Raw genomic sequence first — 16,800 nt, 5'->3', positions numbered from 1 at the left:
GGGTGACTGGCAATCGCTGGAACTCCGGTGGCTCGTCGCTTTCGTCGAGATCGCCTTTGAAGCGGCTCGTCCCCATGAGGTCAGCGCGCGACGGCCACGAACACGGTCCCGTCCATCAGCAGCCGCGCCGTCCGCACCAGAGCCGCGCGGCGCAACTTCAAGTCCGCAGCGCCCCCATCGATTGCAAGTGGATCGATCTCAAGCGCCACCGTCAGCCGGCCCGACGGATGCTCCACATCGCAGAGCTTGGACGGGCCAGATGGCACCGCCGCCAGCGCATGGGCCGGCGATCCGTCCAGCAGGCAGGCCGTCGCCACCGTCACCGCGCCCAGCACACCGATGGAGGCATGCAGGCTGAAAGGCGTGAAGGTCCGGGTACAGATCATTCCTCCGTCACGTGGCGGCGCCACCAGGGTCAGCTTCGGCACCGTCTGCGCCCGCACGTCGCCCAGCCCCATCAGCGGCCCGGCGGCAAGCCGAATCCTCTCCAACCGCTCCTTCAGGACGGCATCGCCTTCCAGCGCGTCGGCATCCTCGTAACCGGTCAGGCCGAGGGCGGATGCCGGCAGGACGACCACCGGCATGCCGTTGTCGATCAGGGTACAAGGCACGCCGTCGATCTCGTCCTTCGTCCGCCCGGTCGGCAGCAGCGCGCCGCAGGCCGAGCCTTCCGTGTCGAGGAATGCCTGGGTCACCGGCGCATGGGTGCCCGGCACGCCGTCGATGGCGACGTCGCCGTCATAGCGCACGCGCCCGCCCGGCGTTTCAACCGTCACCTCCGCCTTGCTGTCGGAATTGACCATATAGACGCGCACGGTGGTGCGCTCTCCGGCCGGCTGCATCAGCCCTCGTTCGATGGCGAAGGGGGCGACGCCGGCCAGGATGTTGCCGCAATTCTGCTTGTCGGAGACGATCGGCTTGTCCGGCACGATCTGCAGGAACAGGTAATCGACGTCGCAGTTCGGCCGGTCGGATTTCGACACCACCGCCACCTTGCTGGTCAGCGGATGCGCCCCGCCGATGCCGTCGATCTGGCGCGGATCGGGCGAGCCGAGTGCCGCCAGCAGGATGCGGTCGCGAGCCGCCGGATCGTCCGGCAAATCCGACGCCAGGAAATAGGCGCCCTTCGAGGTGCCGCCGCGCATCAGCGCGCAGCGGATGCCGATCTGCTCGGTCATCGTCTCAAGCTCCCTAATCAGTCAGGGCGCGGGATCGCTCCCCGCCGGCGCGCGGAAGGCGGCGACGGCGGCGCGGACGATCTGGACCAGCGCCTCTTCGGTGTTTTCGCCATTCGCCTCGCCGTCCGACAGGCGCGTCACCCGCCACGGGTTGATCAGCGTGTAGCTGACCGCCCCCAGCAGGAAATGCGTGCGCCAGACGATGTCGGCCCGCGGCAGATGCGGCAGGCAGGCCTGCAACGCGTCGATGAAGGCGAGATTGATGGGGTTGAAGGTCTCCGCGATGATCTTCTGCGCCTCCTCGTGACGCTCCGCCATCACCACGGCGCGCAGCCGGGCGAAGCGGGCGCCGCCGCCGATGCTGCCCTCCGTCTGGGACAGCGACGGCAGGATGAAGGCGCGCACGATCGCCTGCAGCCGGTCGTCGGGATCGCGGATGCGCTGCGCCTCCGTCAGCAATTCCTGCCGGCGCCGGTTCATCGGGCCGGAGTGGCGTTCGTAGATCGCGCGCAGCAGCCCGTCCTTTGAGCCGAAATGATAGCTGATGCTGCCGAGATTGGCGCCCGACGCCTGGGCGATCTCCCGCATCGACACCGCACGGAAGCCGTTCTTGGAGAACAGATCTTCCGCGGCATCGAGGATCGCCTCCCTCATCGAGTTCTGGCGTTGCGCGGTCAGCACGGGATCGACCTCCGGATCGGATGGAGCGGAACAACTGCCGCCATCCTAGCGCCATTTGGTCGTCCGTACAAATAATTTGAACGACGCATCTGGCCGATTGTACGTCCGTCAAATTCATGTTGACACAGGACTGCGGCGATGCCTAGCATTTGTACAGCCGTCCAAATAAGGCGGTCGTTCAACCAAAACCCCCGAACCACAGGCGCACACCGCCATGAGCACGCAATCGCAAAAGGGCGCGCTGGTCGTCAGCGCGCATCCGGGAGACTTCGTCTGGCGCGCCGGCGGCGCCATCGCTCTGCACGCCAGACGCGGCTACCGCGTCAAGATCGTCTGCCTGTCCTATGGCGCCCGTGGCGAAAGCCAGGGTGCGTGGAAGCAGCCGGGGGCCACACTGGAGGCGGTGAAGCGCCAGCGCCATGACGAGGCCCTGCGTGCCGCCGAGATCCTCGGCGCCGAGATCGAGTTCTTCGATACGGAGGATTATCCGCTGGCGCTGAACCGCGAGATGCTGGACCGGCTGGTCGACATCTATCGCGATGTCCAGCCGGCTTTCGTCCTGACCCATGCGGCGGCCGACCCCTACAACCACGACCACCCCGACGCCGCCCGCTTCGCCCAGCAGGCCCGCATCATCGCCCAGGCCGCCGGCCACGATCCCGGCGCCAGGACGCTTGGCGCCCCGCCGGTCTTCCTGTTCGAGCCGCACCAGCCCGAACAGTGCGACTTCAAGCCGAACGTCATCCTGAACATCGACGAGGTCTGGGACATCAAGCGCAAGGCGTTCGAGACGCTGCCGGCCCAGACGCATCTGTGGGACTACTACACCCGCGTGGCGTTGCAGCGCGGCGCCCAGGGCGGCCGCAACGCCGGGCGCGGCGCCACCTATGGCACCAGACAGGGCATGACCCACGGCGAAGCCTATCAGCGCGTCTTCCCGATGGTGCTGGAGGAGCTGGCATGATCCCGACCAAGCTCGGCGTCGTTGTCCGCAGCATCGACCGTGCCGATGGGGCGGCGGTCGAAAGCCTCGCCACGCTCGGCGTCTCCACGGTGCATGAGGCGATGGGGCGGCTGGGGCTGATGAAGACCTACATGCGCCCTGTCTGGCCGGGGGCGCGGGTCGCCGGCACCGCCGTCACCGTGCTGGCCCAGCCCGGCGACAATTGGATGCTGCATGTGGCGGTGGAGCAGTGCCGCCCCGGCGATATCCTGGTGGTCGGCGTCACGACCGACAACACCGACGGCATGTTCGGCGACCTGCTGGCGACCTCGCTGATGGCGCGGCAGGTGCGCGGGCTGGTGATCGATGCCGGCTGCCGCGACGTGGCCAGCCTGCAGGAGATGGGCTTCCCGGTCTGGTCGCGCGCGGTCTCCGCGAAGGGCACCGTCAAGGCGACTCTCGGCTCCGTCAACATTCCGGTGGTCTGCGCCGGGGCGCTGGTCAATCCGGGCGACGTGATCGTCGCTGACGACGACGGCGTCGTCGTAGTGCCGGCCTCGCGCGCTGCGGAAGTGGCTGCCCTTGCCCAGAAGCGCTCGGCCAACGAGGAGGACAAGCGCAAGCGCCTCGCGTCCGGCGAACTGGGCCTGGACATGTACGACATGCGCCCGGCACTGGCCGAGGCGGGGCTGGTCTATGTCGACCGTCTGGAGGAGTTGGGGCGCTGACGCGCCTTTTTCACCCCCACCCAACACACCCACAACAAATTCCCTGGGAGGACCCACCACAATGACCAGCTTCCGCACCCTCACCCTCGGCACCGCCATGGCCGCCGCCGCCCTGCTGCCGATGGCGGGCAGCGCCGCCGCCAAGGCCTACAAGGTCGGGCTGATCGCCTCGCTCTCCGGCCCGACCGCCTCGCTCGGCCAGCAGATCGAGCGCGGGGCGCGGCTCTACGAACAACTGCACAAGGCCGACCTCGGTGACGACACGGTCGAACTGGTCGTGCGCGACGACACCGGCCCGGCCCCCGACGTCGCCAAGCGGCTGGCGCAGGAGCTGGTGGTGCGCGACCACGTCGATTTCCTGGCCGGCATCATCTTCACGCCGAACGCCAACGCTATCGCCCCGATCGCCACCCAGGCGAAGGTTCCTTTCGTCATCATGAACGCCGCCGCGTCGGCGACGACGAAGGCCTCCCCCTACATCGTCCGTGTCTCGCAGACCATCCCGCAATTCACCCAGCCGCTGGCGCAATGGGCGTCCAAGCAGGCCGACATCAGGACGGTCTACACGCTGGTCTCCGACTACGCCCCCGGCGTCGAGGCGGAAGAGGCCTTCACCGCCGGCTTCAAGGGTGACGGGAAATCGGTCGTGCAGTCGGTCCGCGTGCCGGTCCAGAGCCCCGATTTCGTCCCCTTCCTGCAAAAGGTGAAGGACGCCAAGCCCGACGCGCTCTATGTCTTCCTGCCCGGCGGCACCCAGTCGACCGCGCTGATGAAGGCGTACCATGGCCTGGGCCTGAAGGAGGCCGGCATCCGCCTGATCGGCTCCGGCGAGGTGACGGTGGAGGACGAGTTGCCCAACATGGGCGATGCCGCGCTGGGCGTGGTCACCGGCTTCCATTATTCCACCGCGCATGACAGCAAGGCCAACGCCGATTTCCTGAAGGCATGGCAGGCCGCCTATGGCGCCGACAGCACGCCGACCTTCATGGCCGTCGGCGGCTATGACGGAATGGCCGCCATCCACCACGCCATCAAGGCGATGAAGGGCAAGGGCGACGGCAAGGCCGCCGTGGACGCGATGAGCCACTGGAGCGCCGAAAGCCCGCGCGGCCCCATCGCCGTCGATCCCGAGACCCGCGACATCGTGCAGAACATCTACATCCGCCGGGTGGAGACGGTGAACGGCACGCTGCGCAACGTCGAGTTCGAGACCTTCGCCGCGGTGAAGGATCCGGGCAAGGCCAAGTAACACCGCTCTTGAAAAAGGGAGTGCGGCCCCGTGATCACGGCTGCTCTGACCATCCTGTTCCACGGCCTCGCCTTCGCGATGGTCCTCTACATCGTCTCCGTCGGGCTCGGCATCACCATGGGCCTGATGAACTTCGCCAACCTCGCCCATGGCGCCTTCGCCGCCGCCGGCGGCTATGTCGTGGTCATGGCGACCCGGTCGCTGGGGCTGCAATTCTGGGTGGCCCTGCCGGCCGCCTTCGTCACGGTGGCGCTGGCCGGGGCGGTGGTCGAGCGGCTGGTGGTCCGCACCCTTTACGGCGCCGACGAACTGCGGCAGGTGCTGTTCTCCATCGCCCTGCTGTTCATGGCCATCGCCGGCTTCACGCTGGCCTTCGGCCCGCTGCAGCAGCAGCCGGAGATTCCGGCCGCCCTGTCGGGTCAGGTGACGCTGGGCGGGATCGATTTCCCGGCCTACCGCGCCTTCGTCATCGTCGCCGGCGTCACCATCCTGGCTGCGCTGTGGCTGCTGATCGGCCGCACCCGCATGGGCATGCGCATCCGGGCGGCGGTGGACAACCGCAACATGGCGGAGGCCGTCGGCGTCGACACCCGCCTCCTGTTCACCCTGACCTTCGCGCTCGGCACCGGCATCGCCGGGCTCGGCGGCGGCATCGGTGCCGACGTGCTGTCGATCACGCCGACCTACGGGCAGGAATATCTGATCCTGTTCCTGATCGTCGTCGCGGTCGGCGGGCTGGGCTCCATCTTCGGCCCCTTCCTGGCGGCGCTGTGCATCGGCGTCGTCGATGTGGCCGGCAAGTACCTGATCCCGGAATTCGGCGCCTTCTTCATTTACGGCGTCGTCATCGCCATCCTGCTGGCGAAGCCGGCCGGCTTCTTCGGCGTGCGGAGCTGAGACCCATGGAACGACCGATGTCCCGGCCAATCCCAAGGAACGAACCTGTGAAAAGCCTCTCCGTCTCCTACCAGGGGGCCGCGGCGCCCTCCACCTGGCGGGGGCTGGCGATGGGCCGGGGCGGCAGCGACCTCGTCATCGCCGTCCTGCTCGGCCTCGGCGCGCTTGCCACCCTGCTGTTCGGCGAGGCCTACTGGCTGCTCGCCGCCCAGGTCGCCATCACCATGATCTTCGCGCTGTCGGTCGATCTGCTGGTCGGCTTCGCCGGGATCGTCACGCTCGGCCATGCCGTCTTCTTCGGGCTGGGCGCCTATGCGGTCGGCATCGCCTCGGTCGAACTCGGCTGGACGGAGCCGCTGTCCGCGCTGCTGCTGGCCGGCGCGGTCTCGGCCCTGCTGGGAGCGGCCACCGGCGTCCTGGTTCTGCGCACCCGCGGCCTGGGGCAACTGATGCTGACCATGGCCTTCGCGTCGCTGGTCTACGAGATCGCCAACCGGGCCAAGCCCCTGACCGGCGGTGCCGACGGCCTGCAGGGCATGATCATCTCCCCCGTCGCCGGCCTGTTCGAGTTCGACATCTTCGGCCTGACCGCCTTCCTCTACACTCTGGCGGTGCTGATCGTCGTCGTGGTCTTCGCCGTGCTGATGACGCGCTCGCCCTATGGCCGCTCGCTGGTCGGCATCCGCGAGAACCGGGTGCGCATGCAGGCCATCGGCACCGGCGTGCAGCGCCGCCTGCTGTCGATCTACATCGTCTCCGCCGCGCTGGCCGGCATCGCCGGGGCGCTGCTGGCCCAGACATCGCAGTTCGTCGGCCTCAACGTCCTGCATTTCAGCCTGTCGGGCGAGATCCTGATCATCGTGGCGCTGGGCGGCGCCGGCCGGCTGTGGGGCGCCCTGCTGGGGGCGGTGGTCTTCACCCTGTTCAAGGACCGGCTGTCGGCACTCGACCCCGCCTACTGGTACTTCTGGCTCGGCCTGCTGCTGGCGGTGATCGTGCTGTTCGCACCGAAGGGGCTGATCGGTCTGGTCGACCGCCTGCTGGCCCTGCTGCACCGGAAGGAGGCCGCGTGATGCCTGCCGCAATTCTCGAAACACACGCGCTCCAGAAGAATTTCGGCGCGCTGACCGTCGCGCAGACCATCGACTTCTCGCTGGAGCCCGGCACCTTCGAGGCGCTGATCGGCCCCAACGGCGCCGGCAAGAGCACCTTCGTCAACCTGCTGACCGGCCTCGTCCCGCCGACCTCCGGCTCCGTCATCCTGGACGGCGAGGACGTCACCGCGCTGTCGATCGAGGCACGGGTGAAGCGCGGCCTCGTCCGCACCTTCCAGATCAACACGCTGTTCAACAACCTGACGGTGGCGGAGAACGTCATCCTGGCGCTGGACGAGTTCCACGGCCAGGGCTGGCGGCCGCTGCCCAGCCCGTCGCGCCGCCGGCTGATCCGCGACGAGGCATACGAGATCCTCGGCCGCCTCGGCCTCGATCCCTGGGGCAACCGCGAGGTGCGGGAACTGCCCTATGGCCGCCAGCGGCTGGTGGAGATCGCCATCGCGCTGGCCCTGCGGCCGAAGGTGCTGCTGCTGGACGAACCGGCCGCCGGCATCCCGTCGACGGAGACCGGGACGGTGATCGAGGTGCTGGAAAACCTCGCCAGCGATCTCGCCGTGCTGATCATCGAACATGACATGGACCTCGTCTTCCGCTTTGCCCAGCGCATCACCGTGCTGGTCCAGGGTGCGGTGCTGGCCCGCGGCACGCCGGACGAGATCGCCAACAACGAGACGGTGAAGTCCGTCTATCTGGGGGAGGGCATCCATGCCTGAGGCGCTGTCCCTGTCGAACATCCGCGCCGGCTACGGCGCCACTGTGGTGCTGGAGGATCTCAGCTTCGATCTGCCGATCGGCGGCAAGCTGTCGATCATCGGCCGCAACGGCGTCGGCAAGACCACCCTGCTCGCCACCATCATGGGGCTGACCCGCCTGCATGCCGGCCGCATCGGCCTTGGCGGCGTCGACATCGCAGCGCTGCGGCCCAACCGCCGCGCCCATGCCGGCATCGGCTTCGTCCCCCAGCAACGCGAGATCTTCCCCTCCCTGACGGTGGAGGAAAATCTGCTGGTGGGCCTGCGTCCCGGCGCCTGGACGCTTGATCGCATCTACGACCTGTTCCCGCGCCTGCGACAGCGCCGGACCAACATGGGCAACCAACTGTCGGGCGGCGAGCAGCAGATGCTGGCCTTCGGCCGCGCGCTGCTGACGAACCCCAGCCTGCTGCTGCTGGACGAACCCTTTGAAGGGCTAGCCCCGGTGATCGTGGAGCAGCTGTTCCATGCGCTGCTGCGCCTGCGCGACGAGGGTAACCTGTCCATCATCATGGTGGAGCAGCATGCCAAGCTGGCGCTCGCCTTCGCCCCGCGCACCATGGTGATGAGCCGTGGCCGCATCGCCTTCGACGGCGCCAGCCAGACCCTGATCGACGATCCCGCCAAGCTCGACGCCCTCTGCGGCATCGGCGGCGCCCTGCACTGAGCCACCGGGACACCAGAATGAGCAACCCGACCCCTGCCCCCGCCCCTGCCCCGACCATCGCCTTCATCGGCTTCGGCGAAGCCGCCCAGGCCTTCACCCGCGGCTGGCGCTCGCGCGGTCCCGTCACCGTCCTCGCCTACGACATCCTGTTCGACGACCCGGCCCATGCCGAAGCCAAGCGCGCCGAATGCCGTGCCCTGGACGTGGAGCCGGTCGCCGGCGCCGCCGAGGCAGCAGCGAAGGCCGACATGGTCATCTCCGCCGTCACCGCCGATCAGGTGCTGACCGCGGCGGACAGTGTGCTGCCGGGTGTGCATCCCGGCCTGCTGTGGCTCGACCTCAACTCCGCGGCACCCTTCCGCAAGGCGGATGCGGCGGAGCGGGTGGCTGCGCACGGCGCCGGCACGGTGGACGTGGCGGTGATGGCGCCGGTGCATCCCCGTCTGCACCAGACGCCGCTTCTGATCAGCGGTCCGGCTGCGGCGAAGGCGGCCCCCATCCTGACGGCGCTCGGCATGAAGGTCGAGCTGGTGTCGGAGCGGACGGGCGACGCCTCCACCATCAAGATGATCCGCAGCATCGCCATCAAGGGCTTCGAGAGCGTGACGATGGAATGCGTCACCGCCGCGGTGAAGCTGGGGATCGAGGACCGCATCATCCCGTCGGTCGCCTCGTCGCTGTCCAACATCGACTTCGCCGACCTTGCCGATCACGTGATGGAACGGGTCGTCGTCCACGGAAAGCGCCGCGCCGCCGAAATGCGCGAGGTTGCGGCGACGCTGGACCATGCCGGCGTCAGCGGCTTCCTCCCCACCGCCACCGCCGCCCACCAGCAATGGGTCTCCGACCTGGGCGTGAAGGAGCGCTTCGGCGGCGAGGTGCCGAGCGACGCAAGGCGCATCGCGCGCGAGGTGCTGGCGGCGCTTGCGGAGCGCCGTGAGGTGCAGCGTTAAACCCCTACCTATCCTCCCCTGCTCTCAGCGGACCTACGGTCGCCCGCCGCTCTCGCACAACGCAATGCTTTGTGCGAGAGCTGGGCGGGGGAGGGACTGCCGCCGCTTTTCCGAACAAGCACTTGCTCTCTCCCCCGCCCAGCGGGGGAGGGTCGGGGTGGGGGCAAGCGAAACAACCACTCACAAAAAACCAACTAGCCCCCGAGGAGGACAACGTGGCACGCATCATAGGGTCGATCGCGACCTCTCACACCCCGACCATCGGTTTCGCCTTCGACCGGCAGAAGCAGAACGACCCCGTCTGGGCACCGATCTTTGCGGCCTATGAGCCGGTCCGCCAATGGCTGGCCGAAAAGCAGCCGGACGTGCTGTTCTTCGTCTACAACGACCACGTCACCTCCTTCTTCTTCGACCACTATTCGGCCTTCACGCTGGGCATCGGCGAATCCTATCAAGTCGCCGACGAGGGCGGCGGGGCGCGGGCGCTGCCCCCGGTGAAGGGGCATGCGGAACTCGCGCGCCACATCGGCACCTCCCTGATGGCGGACGAGTTCGACATGTCCTTCTTCCAGGAACGGCCGCTCGACCATGGCTGTTTCTCGCCGCTGTCGATGCTGCTGCCGCACGAACCGGACTGGCCGGTTCCCATCGTGCCGTTGCAGGTCGGCGTTCTGCAGTTCCCGATCCCGACCGCTTTGCGCTGCTACAAGATGGGTCAGGCGCTCCGTCGTGCCATCGAGAGCTATCCGGAGGATCTGAAGGTGGTGATCGTCGCCACCGGCGGCCTGTCGCATCAGGTCCATGGCGAGCGCGCGGGCTTCAACAATGTCGAATGGGACACCCGCTTCCTGGAGATGATCGAAAAGGACCCGGAGGCGCTGACCCGCATGACCCACGCCGATTTCGCCCGTCTCGGCGGGCTCGAGGGGGCGGAGGTCATCATGTGGCTGGTGATGCGCGGGGCGATGTCGGCGACGGTGCGCAAAATCCACCAGACCTATTACCTGCCTTCGATGACCGGCATCGCCACCGTCATCTACGAGAACGAAGCGATCGAGCCGCCGGCCGACGTCGTCGGCACGCATCGCGCCCATATGGCCCGCCAGCTGGCCGGCGCCGAGGACCTCGCCGGCACCTATCCCTTCACCCACGCCACCAGCGCCAAGGCCTACCGTCTCAACCGCTTCCTGCATCGGATGGTGGAGCCGGCGCACCGCGCCCGCTTCCTCGCCGATCCGGAAGCCGCCTTCGAAGAAGCCGGCCTGACGGAAGAGGAGCGCCGGCTGGTCCGCGACCGCGATTGGCGCGGCATGATCCATCACGGAGTGATCTTCTTCATGTTGGAAAAGCTGGGGGCGGTGGTCGGCACTTCCAACCTGCACATCTACGCCGCCATGCGTGGCGAGACGCTGGAGGAGTTCCAGAAGACGAGGAACGCCCCCGGCGCTCTCTATTCCGTAGCCGGCAACGATGCCGCGGCGCTGGCCTGGGACAAGGAAAAGAACTGACCTGCCCTCGTGGGCACTGTCAACTTGTAGGTACGCTCAGTGATGGTAAGCGCGTCTTGACCAAGGATGTCCTATAGATGGAGTGATCACGCGGCCAGCGGCGCGCCGACCATCTCGGCCCAAACCGGGGGGCTTGAACTCGGGCGGTACGATGGTCAGAAACGGGGCGATGATCGCGACGAAGGTGGATGAGGTTGTTGACCAGGTCGTGGATGGACAGGAAGCGCTGCACCTGCCGAGATGACTTGAAGCACTTCATCTGCCGCTCGCGTCGTCGGGTCGGCTGATGTGAGTTCTCCGCCCGGTTGCTGAGCCCCTTGTTGGCGCTACTCACACCCGACCGTCGGGGCCCTGGACAAGTGAAGCGGCCGGATGTCACGCCCAGCCGGCCGAACCATGCGGACACCAAAAAGCCCGCGCTCCAGATGGAGGCGGGCTTTCTGGTGATTTGGTTGCGGGGGCGCGAAGCCACCGGGAATTGAAGCTGCCACCGGTCGACGTTTGACGCCAGGACCGAGCGGAGAATGCCCTGACGGTGTGGAGGTTTCGGTCTCGCGCCCGCATGGGGAGCGGCTGAACTTCTCCTCCCAGGTCGAGGTGCGGCTTGCGGCCATCAGCAAGCGTGAGCGGGCCTCGCGTCGCCGCGCCCCCAAGAAGGCGCGCGTGACGTTCGACCCGATCCGTGGATCGCTGGAGCCGAGCGCGCCCTGGAGTTCGTCCGAGCCCTCGGCCTGGACCAACGCGGAGACATCAAATAGGTCGCCGCCATCAACTCTGGAGCGGCTTGGCCAGATGGCAGGCAAGCCAGCGGCCGAGTTGCCCGATTTCCTTCTCCTGGTCGGTGATGATCTTCCTGGCCATCTTCTGGAGCTCAGGATCGCGCACGTTCTGGAGTTCGGCCCGCGCCATGTCGACGGCCCCCCGGTGATGCTCCCGCATCATGGAGGTGAAGTCGTGATCGGTATCACCGGTCATCGGCTGCGTCATCATGGACTGCTGCATCTTCCGCATCGACCCCATCATCGCTTGAGAGCCCGGGGAGTTGGACATCGAGCCCCCCTGCACCATGCTACGACGTGTGGATCCCCGCCAATGATCGCAGCCGGGCCTACAACAGCGGCAAGCTCGGGGAGGGTTGCCTCGAGCGGCTGCCCGAGACCATCGAGAAGGCGCCCGGCGCCGACGCCATCCGGCTCATCGACGTGCTGTGGCTCGACCGGGGCAAGGCGCATGTCGCCGCCGCCTTCGAGGTCGAGCACTCGACCTCCATCTACTCCGGCATCGTCCTCATGCTCGATCTGGCGCTCGGCACCGAGACACATGCCCTCGAAGGAATGTTCCTGGTGGCGCCGAACGGCCGCGAGGAAGAGGTCCGGGCGCAGCCAGCCCGACCGGCGTTCAGCCGCGCGGCCGACCTCCAAGTGCGTTACCTGCCGTACGGTGAACTCGAAAGCCACCGGGAGTTCATTGCCCGCTTCGGCTCCGGCGTGAAGGCCATCAACGCCATTGCCCGGCCTCTGGTCTGAGCAGATTACAGTTCCGGCGTCAGTGGCTGAACCCGCTCTTTGCCATGGCGAGGTGGTGGGCCTTGGTCTGCTGGTGTCACTTGCGACTGCCGAGCCGGGGCGTTTCTGCATTGGCCACACGGCCATTCGGGTCGAAAACGGTGGCGGCCCCCTCCACCTTGTTCCGGTTGATGTCGTCTGAGGTGAACTGAAATGACCCACCGCTGGCAAGGTATCGCCTACGCACTGCTCTCGGCCGCGCTCTTTGGCGCCAGCACGCCGTTGGCGAAGGCGCTGCTCGGAGACATCAGCCCGTGGATGCTCGCTGGACTGCTCTACCTCGCCTCGGGCGTCGGGCTGGCCATGCTCCACGCCGCGCGCCGTCTGCGGGCCGGGCCGTCGTCGGAGGCGCCGCTGGCACGTCAGGACCTGCCATGGCTGGCCGCTGTTATTGCGGCTGGAGGAATCGCTGGGCCCGTTCTGCTCATGGTGGGCTTGAGCACGACGCCCGCTTCGACGGCCTCGCTCCTGCTGAACCTGGAAGGCCTGTTCACCCTGGGCATCGCCTGGGTCGTGTTCCGCGAGAACGTCGACCGGCGTATCGCCCTCGGGGCGGCGGCGATCCTCGCCGGGGCACTGTTGCTGTCGTGGAGCGGTGGCCCGGAGGGAATCGGCTGGGGAGCACTGGCCATCGCAGGGGCGTGTCTGGCCTGGGGCATCGACAACAATCTGACCCGCAAGCTGTCGAGCGCCGACCCGCTCCAGATCTCCATGCTCAAGGGCGCCGTCGCCGGGACGGTCAACGTGATCCTTGCCTGGTTGGTCGGCGGAACATTGCCTTCGGCGGGTCCGTTCCTCGCGGCGGCAGTGGTCGGTTTCCTTGGCTACGGCGTCTCGCTCACCTTGTTCGTGCTGGCGCTGCGCCATCTGGGATCGGCGCGGACCGGAGCCTACTTCTCGCTGGCACCCTTCGCCGGTGCCGCCGTTGCGATCCTGGCGTTTGGCGAGCCGGTCACCATGCGCTTTGTCGTCGCCGCCGCGTTGATGGGCGTCGGGCTGTACCTCCATCTCATCGAACGGCACGAGCATGAACACCGGCACGAGTCGATGGATCATGAGCACCGTCACGTCCATGACGAGCATCACCAGCACGAACATGAGGGCTGGGAAGGGCCGGAGCCGCACAGTCATCCGCACACCCACAAGCCGCTGGTTCACGCCCACCCGCATTTTCCGGACATCCACCACCGCCACACGCATTAGGCAGGAAAAAGCGGTGTTCTCGTCCTGGGGCCTGGTGCGCGGTCGGTCGGCTTCATCGTGGCCGCCACCATGAGCAAGCTCCTCGTTGGCAGCGGCGGAACCTCTGGCCATGCCGCTCGTTCATTAGGGGAATTTGATATTCTGCGTGAGCTAGAAAGCGCGCCGAAACCATCTCATGGGCGGCCAGGGTGTCTCCCGGCTACCGCCCCAGTCGAAGGGAGGAGCGTCGTGACGTACCATTTCTCCAAAGTCGTCGAAATGCCGTTCGAGGACGCCGTCTCGGCTACCACCGATGCCCTCAAGGAGCACGGGTTCGGTGTGTTGACCGAGATTGACGTGAAAGCGACGCTGAAAAAAAAGCTGGACGTCGAGTATCGACCCTATCGCATCCTCGGCGCCTGCAACCCGAAGATGGCCTTCCAAGCGCTTCAGGCCGAGGACAAGATCGGCACCATGCTACCATGCAACGTCATCGTGCAACAGCGCGAGGACGGCAAAGTGGAGGTGTCCGCAGTTGACCCGGTCGCCTCCATGCAGGCGATCGACAACCCTAGCCTCGCCGACGTCGCCCGTCAGGTCCAGGGCATGCTTCGTCAGGTGATCGACGATTTGGGCAATCGGGCATAGCCCCGCAAGCCAACAAGGGCCCCCGACCGGCCCAACCCCAGAGAAGAACCACCGAGATGGCTCATCATGCTCGCAGCATCATCGTCCCGCTGGCCATGGCAACAGCCCTGATCGCCGGAAGCGCGGCGGCCCAGCAGACCCAACCGGCGCCGCAAGGCCAGACCACGGCGCCGATGGGTGGCCCCGGCATGGGTGGGAACCAGGGCATGATGCAGGGTCAAGGCATGCACCAAGGTCAGCGGGCGCAGAATATGCCCAAGGATCCGGCTTCGCGTGCGTACATGCAGAGCATGCAGAAGATGAACCGGGACATGCGCAAGCCGATGACCGGCGACGCCGACCAGGACTTCGCGCGGATGATGGCGGCCCATCATCAAGGCGCCATCGACATGGCCCGCGTCGAACTCCAATACGGCAAGGATCCCGACCTCAAGGCGATGGCCCAGAAGATGGTCGATGATCAGACGAAAGGGGTTCAGCAGCTTCAGGACTGGCTGAAGCAGCACCCGACCAAGCAATCCAGCAACAAGTAACGGCAGGAGTTTTCCGTGATGATGGGCGGCATGGAGGGCTCGGGTTGGGCCATGGGCGGCATGGCGATCCTCTGGGTTCTGTTGCTTGCCCTCATCATCCTCGGGATTGCCGCCCTCATCAAATACCTGAGGCGCTGAGCCTCACGTCGCGGAACGGGACGTAACCGGGCATGCCAAGACTGGGGACCAGGGCGTAGACGGCGGCGATGACGACAACGACGAGCCAGAACTCTTCGTTCAGTTTCATGGCGGTTCTCCTGCGCTCAATGGCCATGTCCGCTGCCGATGACGATGATCGGCAGCGACTGGATCAGTTGGAACGTGACGATGGTGAATACGTACATGGCGGCGACCAGGGCCATCAGCACCGGCTATGCCGCCGGGGCCATACCGCCGTAGCTGAAGTCGAAGATTCGGCGCGGCACCCCCATGAACCCGGCGGTGATGCCGGCCGCGCCGAAGATCAGCAGGCCGAGTGTCACGACGGCCGGCATGCGCCGCAGCAGGTCCGGGCGCCACAGGCTGCCTCCGCCAAGTGCCGGCAGGATCACCATCAGCGCCGCCAGGAAGGTCTGGGTCAGCACGCCGACGGCGAAGAAGTGGAAATAGCCGGGGACGAAGAAGGTGTCCGACAGCATCGGCGCCAGCTTCTCCTGGATCAGGACGAAGGCGAAGGTGATGCCGAGCATCATGTTCACCACCGCCCAGCCCATGGTCGCCATCGCCGGGTTGCGCCAGGGCAGCCCCCGCATCCAGCCGAAGAAACCGGTGGCGCCTCGCGCCCGGGCGCTGGCTTCCAGCGAGGAGACGATGATGGCGAAGGCCGCCAGGGTCGGCACCGAGACGAACCGGGAAGAAAGGCGTTGGTCGCGGCGATCGCGCTGACCACCAGGAACCCCGCCCAGGCGAACAGGGCGAAGCCGATGGAGGTGAAACGATTGCGGGCATCGATGTCCGTCACCCGACGCCGCCGATCGACCGGCATTGCCATCGCGCGCTTTTCGTATTGACCCTCCCACCGCTGGAGGGTTGATGCTTGTTTTACTGGCCTGGATTGGTGATGGAAGCGGAGTGACAGTCCGCCGCACTCTTCCGGGACCCTGACAGGGGCGGTCGTCGAGACGATCGTCCTGTTGCAGGGACCAGGGGATGGTATTACCTTTGGCAGAGGGGCCGGTGGGCACGCAAGGTGCCGTCCGACCTCGGACAAGGAAGGCAATCGCCATGTGGCGTGGGACGTGGTCGGCGGTGAGGAGGGTGGTGGTGAGCCTGCTGATGCTGGCCACGCTGCTCGTCTATGCCGTGCCGAGCCACGCCAGTCTGCTGCCTCACCAGCATTCGCCGGCGCCTCATGAGCACGCCTTGGTCGACACGCATGACGATGGTGTCGCCGGCGTGGCAGACCATGAGCACAAGCAGGACCCCTGCAAGGATCTTGGTGTGCTCGGTGACGATGCCTGCTGCAGCGTCGCCCAGTGCGCGACCATGCATGGCGGCCTTCCCGTCGGTGCCATCGCAGCCTTCATTCCGGCCATCGACCGGGCAGACTATCTGCTTGCCCTGGCCACGCCCGAAGGCATCGATAGCGACCCCGCACTGCGTCCCCCTCTCTGATCCTCTGATACCACGAATCTGTCCGCGTCCAGCGTGAGCTTCGGCTCAGCGAAGGACGTCGCCGGATTTCGTGCGCTCGGCCTTTGTGTCCCCGGCGCTCCTGCATGGAGTCCGACCGGGACGGCTCGAACCAGATGATCAGACGGAGGACGCCATGTCGTCTTTCACCCGCACAATGCTCCCGGTCTTTGCCCTCGTCGCCATGATGTCGGCTGCCCAGGCCCAGACCGTCACCACTCCGGTCCAAGGTCAGGACCACCAGGCCCACCACCCCGGCGGCACCACGACCACCCAGGCCCAGCCCGCTCCTGCCCCGACGCCTGCCCAGCCGTCCCAGGGCGGCCAGCCCGCGATGCCCGGCATGATGGGTCAGCAGAGCGGCCAATCCAACAGGGTGGGGTCAGGCATGATGGGGCCGGGCATGATGGAGCAGATGATGCCCATGATGCGCCAGATGATGATGGACCAGCAGGGCGGCATGGGCCTGCCGTTCGAGCACGTCGAGGGCCGCATCGCCTTCCTGAAGGCGGAACTTGGGATCACCGACGCCCAGGCGCCGCAGTGGAATGCCTTCGCCGACACCCTGC

Annotated in this window: 19 protein-coding genes and 3 pseudogenes; 16 read left to right on the top strand and 6 right to left on the bottom strand. The window is 66.9% G+C overall.

Annotated elements, in window-relative coordinates:
- Window positions 1–80: 80 nt before the first annotated feature.
- Entirely contained in the window at window positions 81–1,178 is a 1,098-nt protein-coding gene (locus TSH20_RS07460) for a 4-oxalomesaconate tautomerase (RefSeq protein WP_109074130.1), read from the bottom strand.
- 21 nt (window positions 1,179–1,199) lie between these two features.
- Entirely contained in the window at window positions 1,200–1,859 is a 660-nt protein-coding gene (locus tag TSH20_RS07455; protein ID WP_199231908.1) for a TetR/AcrR family transcriptional regulator, read from the bottom strand.
- Window positions 1,860–2,073: 214 nt separating this feature from the next.
- Here TSH20_RS07455 and TSH20_RS07450 point away from each other — a divergent pair, with 214 nt between their 5' ends.
- The 9 genes from TSH20_RS07450 to TSH20_RS07405 all read left to right on the top strand — a co-directional run bounded on the left by TSH20_RS07450 (window position 2,074) and on the right by TSH20_RS07405 (window position 10,671).
- Window positions 2,074–2,823: a PIG-L deacetylase family protein gene (locus TSH20_RS07450; RefSeq protein WP_109074129.1), complete on the top strand. Its 750-nt coding sequence runs from the start codon at window positions 2,074–2,076 to the stop codon at window positions 2,821–2,823.
- Window positions 2,820–3,530, top strand: coding sequence for a 4-carboxy-4-hydroxy-2-oxoadipate aldolase/oxaloacetate decarboxylase (locus tag TSH20_RS07445; RefSeq protein ID WP_109074128.1), 711 nt, complete (start codon window positions 2,820–2,822; stop codon window positions 3,528–3,530). Before TSH20_RS07450 ends, TSH20_RS07445 begins: the two co-directional genes overlap by 4 nt.
- A 61-nt stretch (window positions 3,531–3,591) precedes the next feature.
- On the top strand, window positions 3,592–4,779 hold the full coding sequence (locus tag TSH20_RS07440; RefSeq protein ID WP_109074127.1) for an ABC transporter substrate-binding protein: 1,188 nt from the start codon (window positions 3,592–3,594) through the stop codon (window positions 4,777–4,779).
- A gap of 30 nt (window positions 4,780–4,809) precedes the next feature.
- Window positions 4,810–5,676: a branched-chain amino acid ABC transporter permease gene (locus TSH20_RS07435; RefSeq protein ID WP_247871201.1), complete on the top strand. Its 867-nt coding sequence runs from the start codon at window positions 4,810–4,812 to the stop codon at window positions 5,674–5,676.
- A 47-nt stretch (window positions 5,677–5,723) separates the two neighbouring features.
- The gene (locus tag TSH20_RS07430; RefSeq protein WP_158281965.1) at window positions 5,724–6,749 is read left to right on the top strand and encodes a branched-chain amino acid ABC transporter permease; all 1,026 of its coding nucleotides are present in this window, start codon (window positions 5,724–5,726) and stop codon (window positions 6,747–6,749) included.
- Window positions 6,749–7,504 (top strand): ABC transporter ATP-binding protein, encoded by a 756-nt coding sequence (locus TSH20_RS07425; RefSeq protein WP_109074125.1) that lies wholly within the window; start codon window positions 6,749–6,751, stop codon window positions 7,502–7,504. The genes TSH20_RS07430 and TSH20_RS07425 overlap by 1 nt, the downstream gene beginning before the upstream one ends.
- Window positions 7,497–8,210, top strand: coding sequence for an ABC transporter ATP-binding protein (locus TSH20_RS07420; protein ID WP_109074124.1), 714 nt, complete (start codon window positions 7,497–7,499; stop codon window positions 8,208–8,210). The genes TSH20_RS07425 and TSH20_RS07420 overlap by 8 nt, the downstream gene beginning before the upstream one ends.
- Window positions 8,211–8,227: 17 nt before the next feature.
- On the top strand, window positions 8,228–9,163 hold the full coding sequence (locus TSH20_RS07415) for a DUF1932 domain-containing protein (RefSeq protein ID WP_109074123.1): 936 nt from the start codon (window positions 8,228–8,230) through the stop codon (window positions 9,161–9,163).
- A 215-nt stretch (window positions 9,164–9,378) separates the two neighbouring features.
- Complete coding sequence (locus tag TSH20_RS07405; RefSeq protein ID WP_109074122.1) at window positions 9,379–10,671, top strand: gallate dioxygenase; 1,293 nt, start codon at window positions 9,379–9,381, stop codon at window positions 10,669–10,671.
- A 190-nt stretch (window positions 10,672–10,861) separates the two neighbouring features.
- Here TSH20_RS07405 and TSH20_RS35275 read toward each other — a convergent pair.
- Both TSH20_RS35275 and TSH20_RS07395 read right to left on the bottom strand, forming a co-directional pair.
- A pseudogene (locus TSH20_RS35275) lies at window positions 10,862–10,996 on the bottom strand (DDE-type integrase/transposase/recombinase); the annotation flags it as partial.
- A gap of 443 nt (window positions 10,997–11,439) precedes the next feature.
- A complete protein-coding gene (locus TSH20_RS07395; RefSeq protein WP_348770414.1) occupies window positions 11,440–11,694 on the bottom strand; it encodes a DUF305 domain-containing protein in 255 nt (84 codons plus the stop codon).
- Window positions 11,695–11,741: 47 nt separating this feature from the next.
- On the opposite strand from TSH20_RS07395, the pseudogene TSH20_RS07390 reads away from it, so the two are divergent.
- The 4 genes and pseudogenes from TSH20_RS07390 to TSH20_RS07375 form a co-directional block, all read left to right on the top strand.
- Window positions 11,742–12,197 (top strand): annotated as a pseudogene (locus tag TSH20_RS07390) (type II restriction endonuclease); the annotation flags it as partial.
- 192 nt (window positions 12,198–12,389) lie between these two features.
- Entirely contained in the window at window positions 12,390–13,439 is a 1,050-nt protein-coding gene (locus TSH20_RS07385; protein ID WP_109074120.1) for a DMT family transporter, read from the top strand.
- A gap of 228 nt (window positions 13,440–13,667) precedes the next feature.
- Entirely contained in the window at window positions 13,668–14,066 is a 399-nt protein-coding gene (locus TSH20_RS07380; RefSeq protein ID WP_109074119.1) for a DUF302 domain-containing protein, read from the top strand.
- 95 nt (window positions 14,067–14,161) lie between these two features.
- On the top strand, window positions 14,162–14,599 hold the full coding sequence (locus TSH20_RS07375; protein ID WP_158281964.1) for a DUF305 domain-containing protein: 438 nt from the start codon (window positions 14,162–14,164) through the stop codon (window positions 14,597–14,599).
- Window positions 14,600–14,717: 118 nt separating this feature from the next.
- On the opposite strand, the gene TSH20_RS36115 is transcribed toward TSH20_RS07375, so the two are convergent.
- The gene (locus tag TSH20_RS36115) at window positions 14,718–14,846 is read right to left on the bottom strand and encodes a hypothetical protein (RefSeq protein WP_256379221.1); all 129 of its coding nucleotides are present in this window, start codon (window positions 14,844–14,846) and stop codon (window positions 14,718–14,720) included.
- Window positions 14,847–14,970: 124 nt separating this feature from the next.
- Entirely contained in the window at window positions 14,971–15,438 is a 468-nt protein-coding gene (locus TSH20_RS34900; RefSeq protein WP_158281963.1) for a cbb3-type cytochrome c oxidase subunit I, read from the bottom strand.
- Window positions 15,439–15,462: 24 nt separating this feature from the next.
- On the opposite strand from TSH20_RS34900, the gene TSH20_RS34895 reads away from it, so the two are divergent.
- The 3 genes and pseudogenes from TSH20_RS34895 to TSH20_RS07360 form a co-directional block, all read left to right on the top strand.
- On the top strand, window positions 15,463–15,609 hold the full coding sequence (locus TSH20_RS34895; RefSeq protein WP_158281962.1) for a hypothetical protein: 147 nt from the start codon (window positions 15,463–15,465) through the stop codon (window positions 15,607–15,609).
- 253 nt (window positions 15,610–15,862) lie between these two features.
- The gene (locus tag TSH20_RS07365) at window positions 15,863–16,213 is read left to right on the top strand and encodes a hypothetical protein (protein ID WP_109074116.1); all 351 of its coding nucleotides are present in this window, start codon (window positions 15,863–15,865) and stop codon (window positions 16,211–16,213) included.
- 154 nt (window positions 16,214–16,367) lie between these two features.
- A pseudogene (locus TSH20_RS07360) lies at window positions 16,368–16,800 on the top strand (Spy/CpxP family protein refolding chaperone); the annotation flags it as partial.

Source organism: Azospirillum sp. TSH20 (assembly GCF_003115935.1).
In the GTDB taxonomy this organism is placed as follows: domain Bacteria; phylum Pseudomonadota; class Alphaproteobacteria; order Azospirillales; family Azospirillaceae; genus Azospirillum.
The sequence above is the reverse complement of the archived record's forward strand: the minus strand, read 5'-3'. Positions and strand labels throughout refer to the sequence as shown.